Raw genomic sequence first — 19,663 nt, 5'->3', positions numbered from 1 at the left:
CGGTCAAGCCGACTTCCATGAACTTGACCAGCGCATCCACTTCGTCGGGCGTGAGGTTGAGCGGTGTCATGTCCGGGTCGAGGTTCGAGGTGTTGTGCTGGTTGGCGCCTGGATGCTCGAAGCCGCTGGTGTTGTTGGCCTCCGAACCGCGCCGGTCGCCGCCACGGTTATAGAATTCGACCACTTGCTTGAGCGTCGAGCGGCTGCCGTTGTGGAAATACGGCCCGGTCAGCGCGATGTTGCGCAAGGTCGGGGTTTTGAACGCACCATCGATGGCATCGTGGAACCCGACGTTGGGTTTGAGCGTCGAGTCGCACGGCAGCCCCGCGCTCAGGAGCGCGTCAAAGGTGCAGACGTCGACGTCCAGCGGATCCGGTACGTTGCCGCCCTGCAATTGCGTGTTGTATTGGCGAGTGAACGACAGCGGATTGCCCCACGCGTCAGTCCCGCCGAGCGCCAGGTCCTCCGAGGTCGGGCGCACGCCGGTGTTATAGAAACCGTTGTCGTACAGCGCGGTCAGGTTGTCGGCCATTACCATCCGTTCGATGCGCTCGCGGGGATGGAACAGCAAGGGGCTGGCGGCGTTGGTCAGTTCCGCGCCGCCGTGGCAATTGACGCACTTGCCCTTGCCGAGAAACAGATTCATGCCCTGAACTTGCTGGGCGTTCAGCGCCTGTTGATTGCCTTGCAGATAGGCGTCGACGGGCGCCTGGTCCGAAACCAGCGTGGCTTCGTACAGTTGAATCGCCAGCCCGAAAAACAGCGGAAAGTTGGCCTCCATCTGGGTGTACGGCGCGCCACCGAGCGACACCTGCTGCGTGGCGTTCCACAACCGTGGCTGGAACGCGGCTTTGATCAGTTCACGGTAAGTCGGACGCCGTGCACCGGACACCGACGCCAATACCGAATCGGTGGAAGAAATCCGTTGCTGCTTGAGCATCAGCGTGTCGAGCATGCGGCGGCCGATGTCGGCGAAGGTGCGCCCGCCGCAAGACATTTCCACCGGGCTACCGGGAGGCCCGACGGCTTGCGAGGCGGCGGAAGCATCGTTGAGGGCCAGTCGCACTTTGGTCGCCACCCCGCTGCGGTCGCTGGTGACGAAAATCCCGGCATCGGGGTCGCGATTGCCGAACGGCGAGAAACCGTTGAACACGTTGTTGGCCCGCCCATCCCAGAAGTTGCGCACGTTGAACACGGCGTTGATCACCGTCGGCGCATTGCGCCCGGTACTGCGCCGGACATTGATGCCGCCGACCTGGAAAATGCCGTCCGGCTGCTGCGTGCACTTGTCGAAACGCGGCTGATTCGGCTTGACGAAGTTGGCGTCATAGACGCCTTGCGAGCCGACCACATCGTCGGTCGAGTAGAGAATGGGCGAGTTGCGGTCGAGCGGATCTGCCAGTACATGGGTCGGAAAATCGGTCTTCTTCAGCGTGTAATTCGGACCGCCCTTGCCGGCGGACAGGGTCGCATAGGACGCCACGTCGCCAGGGATGTCGGACGCTACGAAGGGTTTGTTGAAGATCGATGCCACGTTGGCATGGGTGCTCGCCTGGCCGGGGTTGATCTGGTTGGTGATTCGATGGTCGACGCCCGCGTGAAAGTGGCACGACGCGCACGCCGTGGAGCCATCGCTGCCGATCTCCATGTCCCAGAAAAGCGCCTTGCCCAAGAGGATGGCCGCGCTGCGATTGAGCACGTAATCGGTCATCAAATCGACTTTTCGCCCGCCTTCCGTTCCCGAGGGATCGGGCGGTGTGATGCCATGCAGCGTTTGCAGGGAAGGCACTTCGGGAACCGGCGGATCGACGTCTGGCGCGGTGGCGGCGAACGCGCCTTGGGCCGTTAAGGCGAGAAGGCAGGCCAAACGGATTATGCGAAGGATGTTCATGCGCTTCACCCTGACGACACTGGCGATTCATAGGCAGTTGTCAGTGGTTTTGCAATTAATCGGCCAAACCCTTAAAGGCGCATTCCGCGCGGCTCGGAACCCGCGAGGTCGCCTGTCACGCCCGATGTTGCTGGGGAAGAAACCCCAGAAACGGGGCCAATCCCAAGACAAAAAAAACCGCTGCTCCCGAAGGAACAGCGGTTTTTGAACAACCGCGTTAAGGCTTAGTAGCCCAGCGCGAAGTCTTCTTCTTTCATGTCCATCAGGTTGTTGGCGCCCGACAGCATGGTTGCCACGTGAGTGCGAGTACGCGGCAGGATGCGCTGGAAGTAGAAGCGCGCCGTTTGCAACTTGGCGGTGTAGAACGCGGTTTCGGAGGTGCCGGAGGCCAGTTTCTCGGCCGCCAGACGCGCCATGTCAGCCCAGAAATAGGCCAGGCAGGCGTAACCGGAATACATCAGGTAGTCCACGGAGGCCGCGCCGACTTCTTCGCGATCTTTCATGGCCGCCATACCGACCTTCATGGTCAGCTCGCCCCACTCTTTGTTCAGCGCAGCCAGCGGTGTCACGAATTCCTGAACGGCTTCGTTGCCTTCGTTGGTCTGGCAGAACTTGTGGACGATCTTGGTGAAGCCTTTCAGCGCCTCGCCTTGAGTCATCAGCACTTTACGGCCCAGCAGGTCGAGTGCCTGGATGCCGGTGGTGCCTTCGTACAGCATCGAAATGCGGCTGTCGCGAACGTTCTGCTCCATGCCCCACTCGGCGATGAAACCGTGACCGCCGTAGATTTGCACGCCGTGGTTGGCGGACTCGAAACCAACTTCAGTCATGAAGGCTTTGGCGATTGGCGTCATGAACGCCAGCAGCGCGTCGGCTTTCTTCTTCTCTTCTTCGTCCACGCCGTATTTGACGATGTCGACTTGTTTGGCGGTGAAGTAAACCATCGCGCGGTTGCCTTCGGCGAACGCCTTCATGGTCAACAGCATGCGACGCACATCTGGGTGCACGATGATCGGGTCAGCGGCTTTTTCCGGCGCTTTCGGGCCAGTCAGCGAGCGCATTTGCAAGCGATCACGAGCGTATTTCAGGCCGCCCTGGAAGCCGATCTCGGCGTGAGCCAGACCTTGCAGCGCAGTGCCCAGACGTGCGGTGTTCATAAAGGTGAACATGCAGTTCAGGCCTTTGTTCGCCGGGCCGATCAGGAAACCGGTAGCCGCGTCGAAGTTCATCACGCACGTGGCGTTGCCGTGGATGCCCATCTTGTGTTCCAGGGAACCACAGGTCACGGCGTTGCGCGCGCCGATCGAACCGTCTGCGTTCGGCATGAACTTCGGCACGATAAACAGGGAGATGCCTTTGGTGCCGGCCGGTGCATCCGGCAGACGTGCCAACACGATGTGGACGATGTTGTCGGCCATGTCGTGTTCACCGGCCGAGATGAAGATCTTGGTGCCGGAAACTTTGTAGGAACCGTCGGCCTGAGGCTCGGCCTTGGTGCGCAGCATGCCCAGGTCGGTGCCGCAATGCGGTTCGGTCAGGCACATGGTGCCGGTCCATTCGCCGGACACCAGTTTGGTCAGGTAGGCGTCTTGCTGCTCAGGCGTACCGTGTTCGGAAATGGTGTTCATCGCGCCGTGCGACAGGCCCGGGTACATGCCCCACGACCAGTTGGCTTCGCCAACCATTTCGCTGACCGCCAGCCCCAGGGACTCCGGCAGGCCTTGGCCGCCGTGTTCTACGTCGTGGGCCAGGCTTGGCCAGCCGCCTTCGACGAATTGCTTGTAGGCTTCTTTGAAGCCAGTCGGGGTTTTAACGCCGGACTCGCTCCAGGTGCAGCCTTCGATGTCACCCACGCGGTTCAGCGGAGCCAGCACCTGCTCACAAAACTTGGCGCCTTCTTCGAGAATGGCGTGAACCATGTCCGGAGTGGCATCTGCGCAAGCCGGAAGGCTCTGATAGTGCGCTTCGTAGCCGAGCAATTCGTCACGAACGAAGCGAATATCACGCAAGGGGGCCTTGTAGTCAGGCATAGCGATAAACCTCTGCTGATGTAACCGGGAATGAACGACCGCGTTGATTTGTTGTGACGGTCAAACAGTTGTTTGAAACATACGTTTACGCCCAAATCTTGTCAAGCATCGATCTTTTGCCGCTCGTCATCATCGCCACGGCAAATTGCACGCGCAGCCGCGCAACGCCGTTGAGTGAGCAACGTGTCGTCTATGAAAGATTAGTTGAGCGAGAAGGACTTACGCAGAAAAACGCCGCGAACAGACGCGGCGTTGGAGAAGCGGATTCAGCGAGTGATCAAGCGTAGGTATCAATCAACGTCCCAAGCATTTCATCGGAAGCCTTGGCGACTCGCACACCGGCTTCAACCTGAAACGTGCCTTGGGCCATTTCAATCATGTTGCTGGCCAGGTCCGATTGCTGGCTGCGATCAACCGAGAGCAAACGGTCGACCTGAACCTCGGAAGACTGACTGGTGACCGAACGCTCGATCGTATTGTTGGCGATCTGGCCGGCCGCCTGATCGACACGGTTCTGCCCAGTCTGAATAGTGCTCAGACCGGCATAAAAAGCGGTATTTCCTGAGATTTCCATGGGAGAACTCGTCCTGCAAAAGGGTCAACAGCCGCCATTGAAACAGAGATGATGGCAAAAGGCCCGTTAAAAACACTAATGGCACAGTGCCTTGTCATAGTTAAAAGCTCAAAGTCAAAACCTCAATCCAGCAAATCCAGTTGCAGATGCTCCGCCACCGCTTCTGCCGTCACAGACTTGAGCTTCGGCACCCGCCCAAGGCACGGCGCGGGAATGCGCTCGGCCAGTGTCGCGAGGTTTTCTTCCAGCCGCGAAGTCTTCGGATCGATGATGTTGGCCACCCAGCCCGCCAACTGCAAACCGTCCCGGGCAATCGCCTCGGCCGTCAGCAACGCGTGATTGATACAGCCCAAGCGCACGCCGACCACCAGAATCACCGGCAGATTCAACGCCTTCGCCAGGTCCGACAGATTGTCCTGATCCGCCAACGGCACGCGCCAGCCGCCGGCGCCTTCGATCAAGGTGAAATCCGCGTGCCGGTCGAGAATCTCGCGCATCGGCGTCAACAGCGACTGCACCGTCAGTGCCACACCGACCTCGCGCGCCGCCAGATGCGGCGCAATGGCAGGTTCGAACGCCACCGGATTGACCTGCGCATACGTCAGCGGCAGCGAACATTCGGCCAACAGCGCCAGCGCATCGGCGTTGCGCAAACCCTTGGGCGTCACCACGCAGCCGGAGGCAACCGGTTTGCCCGCCGCCGTGCTCATGCCGGCCGACCGCGCCGCGTGCAACAAGCCTGCTGCAACGGTGGTCTTGCCGACATCGGTATCCGTCCCGGTGATGAAATAGGCTTTGCTCATAGCGGTTTCTCCAACACGGCGTAGACCACTAGATAAGTCGCCGGCAATCCTTCGGCCTGACGAAACTGCTCATAAGCCTCGACCAGACCGAGGATCCGCGCCCGACCGGTCAAGCCACCCGGCCGGCCCGGGTTCAAATTGTGCGCGCCCAACGCCTTGAGTTCATGCGTCAGGCTGCGCACGTCCGGGTAATGCAGTACGTGAGCACGGGTTTGCAGGCTCACCACGTTCAAGCCGCTGACCGCGCACAGCTGCTGGTAAACACCGAACTCGCGGAAGCGGTTGACGTGCACCATGCCATCCACCTGACGCCAGCTGTCGCGCAACTCAAACAAGGTCCCAGCACAAAGACTAGCAAACGCGAAAATCCCGCCCGGTTTCAGCGTTCGATACGCCTCACTGAGAACCGATTCGAAATCCGCGCACCACTGCACCGCCAGGCTGGAGAAGATCAGATCGCAGGTCGAACCCTGTAACGGCAAACGCTCGGCGTCCCCGACGATGAAGTGCGTGGCACCGCCCAGTGGCCGCGCATGGTTGAGCATGCCTTCGGCAATATCCAGCGCCACACCGTGGCTGGCAGGAAAACGCACACCCAGCGCCCGACTGAAATGCCCGGTGCCGCAGCCCAGATCCAGCCAACGGCGCGGAACATATTCACTGGGCAAACGGCTGAGCAATTGGTTGCCGACGTCGCGCTGCAATTCAGCCACGCTGTCGTAGCTTGCCGCCGCACGGGAAAAGGAAGCCGCCACCTGGCGTTTGTCGGGCAAACCGCCGGAAAGGTTGGGAAGGGATAAATCAGTCATCACCGGACTCGTGCAAAAAGGCCTGAATCGCCCCCGCCACACCGTGGGGATCTTCCAGAAGAAACGCGTGGCTGGCCTGTTCAATCAGACCGATTTCAACATCCGGCAGCAACGCCAGCAGCTCGCCGGCAGCTTCAGCCGGAACCAGCGCGTCGAGGCCGGCGAATAAATGCAATTGAGGACCGCGGAACGCTTGCAGCGCCTGGCGATTATCCAGTTGTGCGAGCACTTCCAGACCGCTCATCAATATCGAAGCGCTGGTGTTTGGTGCGCCACCGAGCAACAACCGCGAGAGACCGCGTGAGTCTTCAGCGCCTTGCGCGCACAGCAACGAGAAACGCTTCAACGTCGTGCGCGGGTCGACCTGGCAGCCGGCCAGGAACGCGTCGAAAGTCGCGGCCGGCATCGCGCTCGGCCACTGCTCGTGAGCCACAAACGAAGGATTGCTCGCCAGAGTCAGCAAACCGCAGCAACGATCACCTCGCCGCGCCGCCAATTCAGAGGCGAGCATGCCGCCCAGGGACCAGCCGCCAAGCCAGGCGTCTTGCGGTATCGTCGAATCCAGTTCATCGAGCCATTCTTCAGGATCGCTCGATACCAGTTCCGGTAACGGTTCGATCTCGACCCGCAGGTGCTCATCCAGCCCTTGCAACGCGGCGGCCAACGGTTCCAGCGGCGAAATGCCCAGACCCCAGCCGGGCAGCAGAATCAGTCGGTCACGCATGGCTCGACTCCGATTCAAGGCGGGCAAAACAATCGGCCAGGCCATTCAACAACAGCAGCACCTGCGCTTCGCTGTGGGCGGCCGTCAGAGTGACCCGCAGTCGCGCACTGCCAGCGGGGACGGTGGGCGGGCGAATCGCCGTCACCATCAACCCGCGCTCGCGCAACATCTGCGACAGGCGCACCGCGCGTCCGGCATCGCCGATCATGATCGGCTGGATCGGCGTGAAGCTGTCCATCAACTCCAGGCCAATCTGCTCGGCGCCGTGACGGAATTGGCGGATCAACGCGTTCAGATGCTCACGACGCCAGTGTTCCGTGCGCAGCAGCTCGAGGCTTTTCAACGTCGCGCAAGCCAGGGCCGGGGGTTGGCTGGTGGTGTAGATGTAGGGCCGTGCGAACTGAATCAGGCTTTCGATCAGCTCTTCGCTGCCAGCCACGAACGCACCCGCCGTGCCGAACGCCTTGCCAAGTGTGCCGACCAACACCGGCACGTCTTCCTGGCTCAGACCAAAATGCTCGACGATCCCGCCACCCTTCGCCCCCAGCGGACCGAAGCCGTGAGCGTCATCGACCATCAGCCACGCACCTTTGGCCTTGGCTTCGCGCGCCAGCGCCGGCAGGTCGGCAATGTCACCGTCCATGCTGAACACGCCGTCGGTGACCACCAGCGTGTTGCCGGTGGCTTTTTCCAGACGCTTGGCCAGGCTGTCGGCGTCGTTGTGCAGGTAACGATTGAAACGGGCGTCGGACAGTAAACCGGCATCGAGCAACGAAGCATGATTGAGCCGGTCTTCGAGCACCGTATCGCCCTGCCCGACCAACGCCGTCACCGCACCGAGGTTGGCCATGTAACCGGTGGTGAACAGCAGCGCACGCGGACGCCCGGTCAGGTCAGCCAAGGCTTCTTCCAGTGCGTGATGCGGCGTGCTATGGCCGATGACCAGGTGCGAAGCGCCACCGCCGACGCCCCAACGGGACGCGCCGGCGCGCCAGGCTTCGATCACTTGCGGGTGATTGGCCAGGCCGAGGTAGTCGTTATTGCAAAACGCCAATAAAGGCTGGCCCTCGACCACCACTTCCGGGCCTTGGGGGCTTTCGAGCAATGGGCGCTGGCGGTAGAGGTTTTCGGCACGACGGGCAGCAAGGCGTGCGGCGAGATCGAAAGACATGCAGGCCTCGAAGATCAATATGGGTATGCACCCAGTCCCAATGTGGGAGCGGGCTTGCTCGCGAAGGCGTCAGCACAGTCGACATCAATGTTGAATGTCATACCGCTTTCGCGAGCAAGCCCGCTCCCACATTGGATTTGTGTCGGGTCAAACAGCAGCGTTATAGAACTGCTCGCTGCTCTTCTGCTCAACCAACGCCTGTTCGATAGCGGCCTGATGCACTTCATCGGCATGCTCTTCGCGGGCTTCCGGCAGGATGCCCAGACGCGAGAACAGCTGCATGTCCTTGTCGGCCTGCGGGTTGGCGGTGGTCAGCAGTTTGTCGCCGTAGAAAATCGAGTTCGCACCGGCGAAGAACGCCAGGGCCTGCATCTGCTCGTTCATCGCTTCGCGGCCAGCGGACAGGCGCACGTGGGATTGCGGCATCAGGATGCGGGCGACGGCGAGCATGCGAATGAAATCGAACGGGTCGATATCGTCGGCATTTTCCAGCGGCGTGCCCGCGACTTTCACCAGCATGTTGATCGGCACCGATTCCGGATGCTCCGGCAGGTTGGCCAACTGGATCAGCAGGTTGGCGCGGTCATCCAGCGACTCGCCCATGCCGAGGATGCCGCCAGAGCAGATCTTCATCCCCGAATCACGCACGTAAGCCAGCGTTTGCAGGCGCTCGCCGTAGGTGCGGGTGGTGATGATGCTGCCGTAGAACTCCGGCGAGGTGTCGAGGTTGTGGTTGTAGTAATCGAGGCCGGCCTGGGCCAGCGCTTCGGTCTGATCCTGGTCCAGACGACCGAGGGTCATGCAGGTTTCCAGGCCCATGGCTTTCACGCCCTTGACCATTTCCAGCACGTACGGCATGTCTTTGGCTGACGGGTGTTTCCATGCGGCGCCCATGCAGAAACGGGTCGAACCGATGGCCTTGGCGCGCGCGGCCTCTTCGAGGACCTTCTGCACTTCCATCAGTTTTTCTTTTTCCAGGCCGGTGTTGTAGTGACCGGACTGCGGACAATATTTGCAATCTTCCGGGCAGGCACCGGTTTTGATCGAGAGCAGCGTCGACACCTGGACCCGGTTGGCGTCGAAATGCGCGCGGTGCACTGTCTGCGCCTGGAATAACAGGTCGTTGAATGGCTGTACGAAGAGAGCTTTGACTTCGGCCAAAGACCAGTCATGACGCAGGGTTGCAGAGGTGCTGGCGCTCATGGGCGTTTCCTTGTTTATGCTTGGCAAGCGACTGAGGGACGTAATACCCACAGGCGCGACACGGATGTTCGGCATATTTAAGGAAGAGCGATGCGCTGTCAACCACGATACGTAGGACCGGTTTACATCTGGTTAAACAATGATCAACGCTGCTTGCTCTGCAACGAAGCCAGCGAAGAAATCAGGCCCATTTGCATGGCCTGCGAGGCCGACCTGCCCTGGCTCGGCGACCACTGTCAGACCTGCGCCCTGCCCTTGCCCGCGGCCGGCTTGACCTGCGGCCAATGCCTGAAGCGACCACCGGCCTTCGAACAGGTCGCCGCCCCATGGACCTACAGCTTTCCCGTCGACACGCTGATCACCCGTTTCAAACACGCGGCCAAGTGGCCGTTTGGCCACTTGCTCGCCGAACTTCTCGCCGAGTTCCTGCAACATCGCTTCGATGAAGACTTGAACCGACCTGACGCGTTAGTGCCCGTGCCGCTGGCCGGTAAACGCCTGCGTCAACGGGGTTTCAACCAAGCGGCGATGCTGGCTCGCTGGCTGGGCAGCCGTCTGGACATTCCTTGTGATGAAACGCTGTTGTCGAGAATCCAGGAGACCAGCGCGCAACAGGACCTGAATGCCGAGGCGCGGAACAAAAATCTGCGCAACGCCTTCGCGCTCACGTCTGATGCGTCGGTCAAAGGTCGCCACCTGGCACTCGTCGACGACGTGCTGACCACCGGGGCCACCGCTCAGGCGCTGGCGCGGTTGTTGATGGAGGCCGGGGCTGCGCGAGTTGATGTTTATTGCCTGGCCCGAACGCCCAAGCCTGGCGATGGGGTTTAACTCAAGGACACCATACCTGTGGGAGCGAGCTTGCTTTGGGCGGCGATCCGACGAAGAAGCCATAACATTCAGCATCCATGTCGAATTTCAAATTGCTTTCGCGAGCAAGCCCGCTCCCACAGGGAATTGCGCCTGACTTGACTCGCGCGTCTCAAGCGGCCAACGTCCCCTCCATCGCCACCGCCCAAAGCGTCTCGCCATGTCATTGCCTACATTGCTGTCCCAGCACATTGTCCGCCGCCCACAGCGCATCGCGTTGCTGCAACACATCGCCGAACAGGGCTCGATCACCCGCGCCGCAAAAAGCGCGGGCCTGAGTTACAAAGCGGCGTGGGACGCGATTGACGAGCTGAACAACCTCGCGCAAAAACCACTGGTGGAACGCAGTGTCGGCGGCAAGGGCGGTGGCGGCGCGAAACTGTCTGACGAAGGCCTGCGCGTGTTGCGTCTGTATCAAAAACTGCAAGCCTTGCAGGCCCAGGTGCTGGAAGCCGCCGAAGATGCCAGCGATCTCGACTTGCTGGGGCGGTTGATGCTCAGGACCAGCGCGCGCAACCAGTTGCACGGCAAAGTCGTGGCGATTGACGCTCAGGGCCGCAACGACCTGATTCGTCTGGAGTTGGCCGAAGGCTTGTGCATCGATGCGCAAATCACCCACGACAGTACGCTGCGTCTCGACCTGGCTCATGGCATGGCAGTCGTTGCACTGATCAAGGCCGGCTGGCTGGATCTGCTGGCCATCGAGCAAGCCGCAACACCTGGCAACAATCGCCTGAAGGGCGTTATCGAAGAGATTCTCGACGCCGAGGACGGGCCCTGCGAAGTGCGTATCGGCTTGCCCAACGGCCAAACGCTGTGCGCCCTGGCCGAGCCGCTGGATTTGAGAACTCGCGGGCTCAGCCTCCACAAACCGGTGCTGGTGCAGTTTTCACCGTCCAACGTTCTGCTCGGGACACCGCTCTGAAACAAAAGCGTCATTGAGGCTCTTTAAGGTGGCTGCAAAAACCCGCACGGAGCCTGATGTGAGCCTATTAGAAGAAAACCAGTCCACCGACCTTGAGCACATGGTCGGCTTCAGCCGCCGTGGTTTTATCAGCGCCGGCGCCCTGTGCGGGGCCGCGATGTTCCTCGGTGGCAACCTGCTGAGCCGCAGCGTGCTGGCCGCCAGTGTCAGTGCCGGCTCCAGCGAACTGCTGGGTTTCAACAGCATCCCCGCCGCCACCACCGACGCCATCACGCTGCCGCCGGGTTACAAAGCTTCGGTGCTGATCAGTTGGGGCCAGCCGTTGCAAAAGCATGGCCCGGCGTTCGACCCGAGTGGCCACGGCACCGCCGAGCATCAGGAAGTCCAGTTCGGCGACAACAACGACGGCATGAGCCTGTTCGAGTTTCCCGGTGATAAAAACCGCGCGCTGATGGCGATCAACAACGAATACACCAACTATCGCTACCTCTACCCGCACGGCGGCATGCCGCAATCGGCCGAAGAAGTACGCAAGGCGCTGGCTTGCGAAGGCGTGTCGGTGATTGAGGTGCAGCGCACCCGTGGCCAATGGCAGTTCGTCCAGGGCTCGCGCTACAACCGACGCATCCACGGCAACGCACCGATCAGCCTCAGCGGCCCGGCCGCCGGTCACGCCCTGGTGAAAACCAGCGCCGACCCGCAGGGCAAGAACGTCCTCGGCACCTTCCAGAACTGCGCCAACGGCAAAACACCGTGGGGCACTTACCTGACCTGCGAAGAGAACTTCACTGACTGCTTCGGCAGCAGCAATGCCGAGCAGACGTTCGACGCCGCCCAGAAACGCTACGGCGCCGTGGCCGCCAGCAAAGAAATCAACTGGCATCAACACGACGCGCGTTTCGACCTCGCAAAGAATCCCAACGAACTCAACCGTCACGGCTGGGTGGTGGAAATCGACCCGTTCGATCCGCAATCTACGCCGGTCAAGCGCACCGCCCTGGGCCGTTTCAAACATGAAAACGCCGCCCTGGCCGAGACCCATGACGGTCATGCCGTGGTGTACATGGGTGACGATGAGCGCGGTGAGTTCATCTACAAATTCGTCAGCCGCGACAAGATCAACCACAAAAACCCCAAGGCCAATCGCGACCTGCTGGATCACGGCACGCTGTACGTGGCGCGCTTCGACGCGGGCGACGGCAGCGCCGACCACCCCAAAGGTCAAGGCGAATGGATTGAACTGACCCACGGCAAGAATGGTATCGACGCCAGCAGTGGTTTTGCCGATCAGGCCGAGGTGCTGATTCACGCGCGCCTCGCCGCCAGCGTGGTGAAGGCCACGCGCATGGACCGTCCGGAGTGGATCGTCGTCAGCCCCAAGGATGGCCAGGTTTATTGCACGCTGACCAACAACGCCAAGCGTGGGGAGGACGGGCAACCGGTGGGCGGGCCGAACCCGCGCGAGAAGAATGTGTACGGGCAGATTCTGCGCTGGCGCACCGACCGCGATGATCACGGCGCCAAAAGCTTCGCCTGGGATCTGTTTGTGGTCGCCGGCAACCCGGGCGTCCACGCTGGCACGCCGAAGGGCGGATCGTCGAATATCACGCCGCAGAACATGTTCAACAGCCCGGACGGCCTGGGCTTCGACAAGGCCGGGCGGTTGTGGATTCTGACCGATGGCGATTCGAGCAATGCCGGGGATTTTGCGGGCATGGGCAATAACCAGATGTTGTGCGCCGATCCGGTGACGGGCGAGATTCGGCGATTCATGGTCGGGCCGATTGGCTGTGAAGTGACGGGGATCAGCTTTTCGCCGGATCAGAAGACGTTGTTTGTCGGGATTCAGCATCCGGGGGAGAACGGTGGTTCGACGTTCCCCGAGCATTTGCCGAATGGCAAGCCGCGGTCTTCGGTGATGGCTATTTCACGGGAGGATGGCGGGGTCGTCGGCGCCTGATCAATAGCCTTCGCGAGCAAGCCCGCTCCCACAGTAGTACTCAGGTGTGTCGCCAATCGCATTCACACTGAAGATCCACTGTGGGAGCGGGCTTGCTCGCGAAGGCGTCCGCCCAGACATCACTCATCTCAACCCCAACCACTATAGAAGCCCCGTCTGCGCTACCATGCTTGGCCCGACGCGGCAGCCTGCTGCGCGCAGGAGTCAGCATGGCCCACCCGTTTGCAACCCTCACCCCAGACCTCGTGCTCGATGCCGTCGAAAGCATCGGCTTTCTCAGCGACGCGCGCATTCTGGCGCTCAACAGTTACGAGAACCGCGTCTATCAGGTCGGCATCGAGGACTCCGAGCCGCTGATCGCCAAGTTCTACCGCCCGCAGCGCTGGACCAACGAAGCGATTCTCGAAGAACACCAATTCACCTTCGAACTCGCCGAGTGCGATGTCCCCGTGGTCGCGCCGATGATCCACAACGGCGCCAGCCTGCATGAACACGCCGGTTTTCGTTTCACCCTGTTCCCTCGCCGTGGCGGCCGCGCGCCGGAGCCGGGCAATCTCGATCAGCTGTATCGCCTCGGCCAATTGCTCGGTCGACTGCACGCCGTCGGTGCCACAAAACCGTTCGAACATCGCGAAGCGCTGGGCGTGAAGAACTTCGGTCACGACTCGCTGAACACCTTGCTCGAAGGCAATTTCGTGCCCAAGAGCCTGCTGCCGGCCTACGAGTCCGTCGCCCGCGACCTGCTCAAGCGGGTGGAAGAGGTGTACAAGGCCACGCCGCACCAAAACATCCGCATGCACGGCGATTGCCACCCCGGCAACATGATGTGCCGTGACGAGATGTTCCACATCGTCGACCTCGACGACTGCCGCATGGGCCCGGCAGTGCAGGACATCTGGATGATGCTCGCCGGGGATCGCCAGGAATGCCTGGGGCAATTGTCGGAATTGATGGACGGCTACAACGAGTTCCACGACTTCGACCCACGGGAACTGGCACTCATCGAACCGCTGCGCGCGTTGCGCCTGATGCACTACAGCGCCTGGCTCGCGCGTCGCTGGGACGACCCGGCGTTTCCACACAGCTTCCCGTGGTTCGGCAGCGAGCGGTATTGGGGTGATCAGGTGCTGGCGCTGCGTGAGCAGTTGTCGGCGCTCAATGAAGAACCGCTGAAACTCTTCTGATTCACCCCGCCCCCCTGTGGGAGTGGGCTTGCTCGCGAAAGCAGTTGTGCATTCAACATCAATGGCGACTGACCCGACGCCTTCGCGAGCAAGCCCCCACATTGGCCCGCGACCATTCCTACAAATCTCCTTACAATCCCCTCTTTGTTAGCTGCCTAAGCAAGGACTCTGCATGCAAGCCGCCAACCCCCGTCGCGGGTACATCCTGGGCCTGAGTGCCTACATCATTTGGGGACTTTTCCCGCTCTACTTCAAAGCCATCGCCAGCGTGCCTGCCGTCGAAATCATCATTCACCGCGTGCTCTGGTCCGCGCTGTTCGGCAGCTTGTTGCTGATGGTGTGGAAGCATCCCGGCTGGTGGCGCGAGCTGCGTGACAACCCCAAACGCCTGGCGATCCTCGCGCTGAGCGGCACCTTGATCGCGGCCAACTGGTTGACGTACGTCTGGTCGGTGAACAACGGACGGATGCTCGAAGCCAGCCTCGGCTATTACATCAATCCACTGGTGAACGTATTGCTGGGGATGTTGATTCTCGGCGAACGCTTGCGACGCATGCAGTGGCTGGCGGTCGGGCTGGCGGCGGTCGGTGTGGCGCAGCAAGTGTGGCAAGTCGGCAGCCTGCCATGGGTCTCGCTGGTGCTGGCGCTGACGTTTGGCTTCTACGGATTGATCCGCAAACAGGCGCCGGTCAAAGCGTTGCCTGGGCTGGTAGTGGAAACCTGGATGCTGGTGCCGATCGCCGTGGCGTGGCTGCTGTTCAATCCAACGGCAGCCAGCGCACAGCCTGCGTTCTGGACCACTTCCGAAGCCTGGTGGCTGGTGGCTGCCGGTCCGGTCACGTTGATACCGCTGGTGTGTTTCAACGCCGCCGCACGGCATTTGCCCTACACCACACTGGGATTTCTCCAATACCTGGCGCCGACGCTGGTGCTGCTGCAAGCCGTGCTGTTATTTGACGAGCATTTGTCGTCCAGCACCCTGGTGGCCTTCATCTTTATCTGGGCCGGTCTGGCGGTTTACAGCGTCGATGCGGTGATCAGCATGCGCCGCCGCAGCTGATCAAAAAACGTACAAACCTCTACAGGCCACGTCTGCCGTGGCCTGCATCGATCCTTCCCAAGGTTATCCACAGCGTGATCCCCGGCGTTTGTGCGCAACCTGTTGAAACTGATGGTTTTTTGATCAGATCCTGTAGAAGCCCGGCCGGCGTGGCCTGGCGGGCTGTCTCTACAGGTTATCCACAGGCAGGTGCACGTTTAACTTGGATAACACTGCCGGGACCGCTGGGTCAGGGTTCGCTGCGCAACACCAACTCAACCATCAAATCGTCCGCCAGGGTTTCCAGGCGCGACTGCAACACGTCCAGTGACAAGGTCAGGGGCACCGCAAGAATCGCCTCGGCGTGGAACAGCGGTTCGCTGCTCATCGGCGCCGGCCGGACTTCAGTGACCAGGCGCTCCAGGTTCACCCCCTGCTCGCTCAGCAAACGGGTGATGTCGCGCACGATACCCGGCCGGTCATTGCCGACCAGCTCCATGGCGATTGGCTTCCAGGTGCAGGATTGCTCGATGCCGCTCTCGGCAATCAGCACGCGAATGCCCTGGGCAGACAATGCCTGTAGGGCATCGACCAATTCGTCGTAGGCCTCGGCTGGCACACCTACTCGCAGAATCCCGGCGAACTGCCCGGCCATCCGTGACATGCGACTCTCCAGCCAGTTACCGCCATGCTCGGCGATGCATTGGGCGATGCGCTCGACCTGTCCGGGTTTGTCCGGTGCGAATACGGTGAGTACGAGGTGATCCATGGCGCAGCCCTCTTTTGTTATTGAGAGGGAAGTATAGGCAAGGGATGTTTCGGTGTCGGCGGTGCGTTCATTCGCGAGCAAGCCCGCTCCTACAGGTATTGCGCATGCCGTGTGGGAGCGGGCTTGCTCGCGAATGAAGGCACCGTCGACTGCTCTGAAAAAACAAATCGTGTACATGTTTTTATATTTAACTGGAACAATCCGATGGTTTTTTGAGAACATCCCGTTCCCCGACATGACTGCAATGCGTCATGGGGTCGCATAACGACGTAATTAGTCTAATTTTCACAAGCGCAATTGATCATGTAGTATGCCGCAGCGCGCACTACATAACGTTGGATCGATGTCTGCCACAGGCACACTCGCAACCCTGAAAGCCCTGTCAGCAAGGCCTCCAAGCCGTTGATCGGACCGAACCCAGCCGCCCGCGAGGGCATGTACTGGCGGACGGGTTTGTGGTTTAAATGGCCCGAGGCTTCATTGTCAAAATTGAAGAGCTGAAAAGCGAAATAGCTGAGCAGAGTGAGGCAAGCAATGACTGAACACGTTCAAGTCGGTGGCCTGCAGGTCGCCAAAGTCCTGTTCGACTTCGTGAACAACGAAGCCATTCCCGGTACCGGCCTCACCGCCGATAAGTTCTGGGCCGGTGCCGACAAGGTCATTCATGACCTGGCACCGAAGAACAAAGCCCTACTCGCCAAACGCGATGATTTCCAGGCTCGTGTCGACGGCTGGCACCAGGCACGTGCCGGTCAGGCGCATGACGCCGTGGCCTATAAAGCCTTCCTGCAAGACATCGGTTATCTGCTGCCAGAAGCGGCCGATTTCCAGGCAACGACGCAAAACGTCGATGACGAAATTGCCCGCATGGCCGGCCCGCAACTGGTGGTGCCGGTCATGAACGCCCGCTTCGCGCTCAACGCCTCGAACGCCCGCTGGGGTTCGCTGTACGACGCGCTCTACGGCACCGACGCGATCAGCGAAGCTGACGGCGCGGAAAAAGGCAAAGGCTACAACAAGGTTCGCGGCGATAAGGTCATTGCCTTCGCCCGCGCCTTCCTCGACGAAGCCGCGCCCTTGGCGGCCGGCTCGCATGTCGATTCCACCGGCTACAAGATCCTTGACGGCAAGCTGGTAGTCGCCCTTAAAGGCGGCAGCAACAGCGGCCTGCGCAACGATGCGCAACTGATCGGTTTCCACGGCGATGCCTCTGCACCGACGGCGATCCTGCTGAAAAACAACGGCCTGCACTTCGAGATCCAGATCGACGCCAGCACTCCGGTCGGCCAGACCGACGCGGCCGGCGTCAAAGACGTGCTGATGGAAGCCGCGCTGACCACCATCATGGACTGCGAAGATTCCGTCGCCGCCGTCGATGCCGATGACAAAGTGGTGATCTACCGCAACTGGCTGGGCCTGATGAAGGGCGACCTGTCGGAAGAAGTCGCCAAGGGCGGCAAGACCTTTACCCGCACCATGAACGCCGACCGCACTTACACCGGCGTCGACGGTAAAGAGCTGAGCCTGCACGGCCGCTCGCTGTTGTTCGTGCGCAACGTTGGCCACTTGATGACCATCGACGCGATCCTCGACAAGGACGGCAACGAAGTGCCGGAAGGCATTCTTGACGGTCTGGTGACGTGCCTTGCGGCAATCCACAGCCTCAACGGCCACAACTCGCGCAAGAACAGCCGCACCGGTTCGGTCTACATCGTGAAGCCGAAGATGCACGGCCCGGAAGAAGCCGCGTTCACCAACGAGCTGTTCGGCCGAATCGAAGACGTGCTCGACCTGCCGCGCAACACGCTGAAAGTCGGGATCATGGACGAGGAGCGCCGCACCACGGTCAACCTCAAGGCCTGCATCAAGGCAGCCAGCGAGCGCGTGGTGTTCATCAACACCGGGTTCCTCGACCGCACGGGCGATGAAATCCACACCTCCATGGAAGCCGGCCCGATGGTGCGCAAGGCTGACATGAAGGCAGAGAAGTGGATCGGCGCCTACGAAAACTGGAACGTCGATATCGGTTTGAGCACCGGCCTGCAAGGTCGCGCCCAGATCGGCAAAGGCATGTGGGCGATGCCCGACCTGATGGCGGCGATGCTCGAACAGAAAATCGCTCACCCGCTGGCCGGCGCCAATACCGCATGGGTCCCTTCGCCAACCGCCGCCGCCTTGCACGCGTTGCATTACCACAAGGTTGACGTGTTCGCGCGCCAGGCCGAACTGGCCAAACGTGCGCGCGCCTCGGTGGACGACATCCTGACCATCCCCCTGGCAGTGAACCCGCAGTGGACTGCCGAACAGATCAAGAACGAACTGGACAACAACGCCCAGGGCATTCTCGGTTATGTGGTGCGCTGGATCGATCAGGGTGTCGGTTGCTCGAAGGTGCCGGACATCAATGACATCGGCCTGATGGAAGACCGTGCAACGCTGCGGATTTCCAGCCAGCACATTGCCAACTGGCTGCGTCACGGCATCGTTACCGAAGCGCAAGTGATGGAAAGCCTCAAGCGCATGGCGCCGGTGGTTGACCGTCAAAACGCCAATGACCCGCTGTATCGCCCGCTGGCACCGAACTTCGACAGCAACATCGCCTTCCAGGCGGCGGTCGAACTGGTGATCGAAGGCACCAAACAGCCGAACGGCTACACCGAGCCGGTTCTGCACCGTCGTCGTCGCGAGTTCAAGGCTGCCAATGGCCTGTAACTGACTGCGGACGCCAGACATGAAAAAGCCCTGATCTTTAGATCAGGGCTTTTTCATTTGCGAATGCGATCTCCTGTGGGAGTGAGCCTGCCCTGTGGTGAGGGGGCTGGCCCTGTGGTGAGCGGGCTTTTGTGGCGAGGGGGCTTGCCCCCGTTCGGCTGCGCAGCAGTCGTAAAACCAGCGAACGCGGGATGTGAGGATAAATGAGGTAGCAGTCATTGGGGCCGCTTCGCAGCCCAACGGGGGCAAGCCCCCTCGCCACAAAAGCCCTTCAGCCTTCAGCCTTCAGCCTCAGAACTCAGAACTCAGAACTCAGAACTCAGACTTAAGAACTCAGCCCTCAGAACTCAGACTTCAGTGCAGCCCTCAGCCCTGAAACCTCAGGTAGCGTCAAGGCTCCATCCCCAACTCATGCTTGACCAGCGCCAGCAACTTGTCGGTATCAATCGGCTTGAGCAGGAAATCCACCACGCTCAAATGCATGGCGGCGATGGCGTCCTTCACGTCGGCATCGCCGGAGACGATGATGATCGGCATCGCCGCCCGGACCGACTCGCGCACCTGGCGGATAAGGTCCAGGCCATCCACATGCCCCATGCGCAGATCAGTAATCACCAGGCCGATCGAAGGTTTCTCGTCCAGCATCTTGAGTGCGGTTTCGCCACTGGCAGCGGTCATGCAATGAATGCCGTCAAGCGCGAGAATCTCTGACAGCAATTCCCGCGCATCCTTATCGTCGTCGACGATCAATACTCGCTGGGGCGGTAGATCGGGCAGCGACATGACGGCACTCAGCGCCTCGCGCTCGGCATCACTCAAAATATCTTGGTCGGACATGGTTTTCTCTACGGTTTCAATTCAATCCCCTAGCACATTCGTCAGACATCGCTAAGCAGGCCAACAATGTGCACTTCGTCGGAAACTTTTCCAAGAGGCAAATTGAGAGCTTTTTCGCTGATCTGCGTCAGGCACTTCCGAAATCGCGACCTGAATGGCCCA

16 protein-coding genes are annotated in these 19,663 nt (G+C 60.7%); 6 read left to right on the top strand and 10 right to left on the bottom strand.

All coding sequences use genetic code 11. From position 1 onward, the window contains the following. The 8 genes from ACQKP4_RS17235 to bioB form a co-directional block, all read right to left on the bottom strand. A partial coding sequence (locus ACQKP4_RS17235; protein WP_427634865.1) for a cytochrome-c peroxidase occupies positions 1–1,891 on the bottom strand: 1,891 nt, incomplete at its 3' end. A 224-nt stretch (positions 1,892–2,115) separates the two neighbouring features. Further along, positions 2,116–3,921, bottom strand: a complete 1,806-nt coding sequence (locus ACQKP4_RS17230; RefSeq protein WP_427634864.1) for a phenylacyl-CoA dehydrogenase — start codon at positions 3,919–3,921, stop codon at positions 2,116–2,118. Positions 3,922–4,198: 277 nt separating this feature from the next. Further along, positions 4,199–4,495 carry a pyrroloquinoline quinone biosynthesis protein PqqE gene (locus ACQKP4_RS17225; protein ID WP_427634863.1) on the bottom strand — a complete coding sequence of 99 codons (297 nt, stop codon included), beginning with the start codon at positions 4,493–4,495 and terminating at the stop codon, positions 4,199–4,201. 122 nt (positions 4,496–4,617) lie between these two features. Continuing rightward, the gene (gene bioD / locus ACQKP4_RS17220) at positions 4,618–5,298 is read right to left on the bottom strand and encodes a dethiobiotin synthase (protein ID WP_427634862.1); all 681 of its coding nucleotides are present in this window, start codon (positions 5,296–5,298) and stop codon (positions 4,618–4,620) included. Beyond that, on the bottom strand, positions 5,295–6,107 hold the full coding sequence (gene bioC / locus ACQKP4_RS17215) for a malonyl-ACP O-methyltransferase BioC (RefSeq protein WP_427634861.1): 813 nt from the start codon (positions 6,105–6,107) through the stop codon (positions 5,295–5,297). The genes bioD and bioC overlap by 4 nt, the downstream gene beginning before the upstream one ends. Continuing rightward, positions 6,100–6,831 (bottom strand): alpha/beta fold hydrolase, encoded by a 732-nt coding sequence (locus ACQKP4_RS17210; protein ID WP_427634860.1) that lies wholly within the window; start codon positions 6,829–6,831, stop codon positions 6,100–6,102. Before ACQKP4_RS17210 ends, bioC begins: the two co-directional genes overlap by 8 nt. Beyond that, positions 6,824–8,002, bottom strand: a complete 1,179-nt coding sequence (gene bioF, locus ACQKP4_RS17205; protein ID WP_427634859.1) for an 8-amino-7-oxononanoate synthase — start codon at positions 8,000–8,002, stop codon at positions 6,824–6,826. Before bioF ends, ACQKP4_RS17210 begins: the two co-directional genes overlap by 8 nt. Before the next feature lie 147 nt (positions 8,003–8,149). Then, the gene (gene bioB, locus ACQKP4_RS17200; RefSeq protein ID WP_427634858.1) at positions 8,150–9,205 is read right to left on the bottom strand and encodes a biotin synthase BioB; all 1,056 of its coding nucleotides are present in this window, start codon (positions 9,203–9,205) and stop codon (positions 8,150–8,152) included. 90 nt (positions 9,206–9,295) lie between these two features. Between bioB and ACQKP4_RS17195 the strand changes: the two genes are divergently transcribed. The 5 genes from ACQKP4_RS17195 to rarD all read left to right on the top strand — a co-directional run bounded on the left by ACQKP4_RS17195 (position 9,296) and on the right by rarD (position 15,204). Then, a complete protein-coding gene (locus tag ACQKP4_RS17195; protein ID WP_427634857.1) occupies positions 9,296–10,036 on the top strand; it encodes a phosphoribosyltransferase family protein in 741 nt (246 codons plus the stop codon). Positions 10,037–10,235: 199 nt separating this feature from the next. After that, positions 10,236–11,000, top strand: a complete 765-nt coding sequence (locus ACQKP4_RS17190) for a TOBE domain-containing protein (protein ID WP_427634856.1) — start codon at positions 10,236–10,238, stop codon at positions 10,998–11,000. 58 nt (positions 11,001–11,058) lie between these two features. Beyond that, positions 11,059–12,960, top strand: coding sequence for a PhoX family protein (locus ACQKP4_RS17185; protein WP_427634855.1), 1,902 nt, complete (start codon positions 11,059–11,061; stop codon positions 12,958–12,960). A 209-nt stretch (positions 12,961–13,169) separates the two neighbouring features. After that, complete coding sequence (locus tag ACQKP4_RS17180) at positions 13,170–14,144, top strand: serine/threonine protein kinase (protein ID WP_054616850.1); 975 nt, start codon at positions 13,170–13,172, stop codon at positions 14,142–14,144. A 172-nt stretch (positions 14,145–14,316) separates the two neighbouring features. After that, on the top strand, positions 14,317–15,204 hold the full coding sequence (rarD, locus tag ACQKP4_RS17175; RefSeq protein ID WP_427634854.1) for an EamA family transporter RarD: 888 nt from the start codon (positions 14,317–14,319) through the stop codon (positions 15,202–15,204). Positions 15,205–15,433: 229 nt separating this feature from the next. Here rarD and ACQKP4_RS17170 read toward each other — a convergent pair whose 3' ends face one another. Next, positions 15,434–15,952: a glycine cleavage system protein R gene (locus ACQKP4_RS17170; protein ID WP_046029919.1), complete on the bottom strand. Its 519-nt coding sequence runs from the start codon at positions 15,950–15,952 to the stop codon at positions 15,434–15,436. Between the two features lie 534 nt (positions 15,953–16,486). Between ACQKP4_RS17170 and ACQKP4_RS17165 the strand changes: the two genes are divergently transcribed. Beyond that, positions 16,487–18,664, top strand: a complete 2,178-nt coding sequence (locus tag ACQKP4_RS17165; protein ID WP_427634853.1) for a malate synthase G — start codon at positions 16,487–16,489, stop codon at positions 18,662–18,664. A gap of 390 nt (positions 18,665–19,054) precedes the next feature. Here the strand turns inward: ACQKP4_RS17165 and ACQKP4_RS17160 are convergent, their stop codons facing one another. Then, positions 19,055–19,501 carry a response regulator gene (locus ACQKP4_RS17160; protein ID WP_427634852.1) on the bottom strand — a complete coding sequence of 149 codons (447 nt, stop codon included), beginning with the start codon at positions 19,499–19,501 and terminating at the stop codon, positions 19,055–19,057. Positions 19,502–19,663 lie beyond the last annotated feature (162 nt).

Origin of the sequence: Pseudomonas sp. NPDC086278 (assembly GCF_050280905.1) — a bacterium.
Taxonomy (GTDB): Bacteria; Pseudomonadota; Gammaproteobacteria; order Pseudomonadales; family Pseudomonadaceae; genus Aquipseudomonas.
This window is presented reverse-complemented; position numbering and strand designations above follow the sequence as displayed.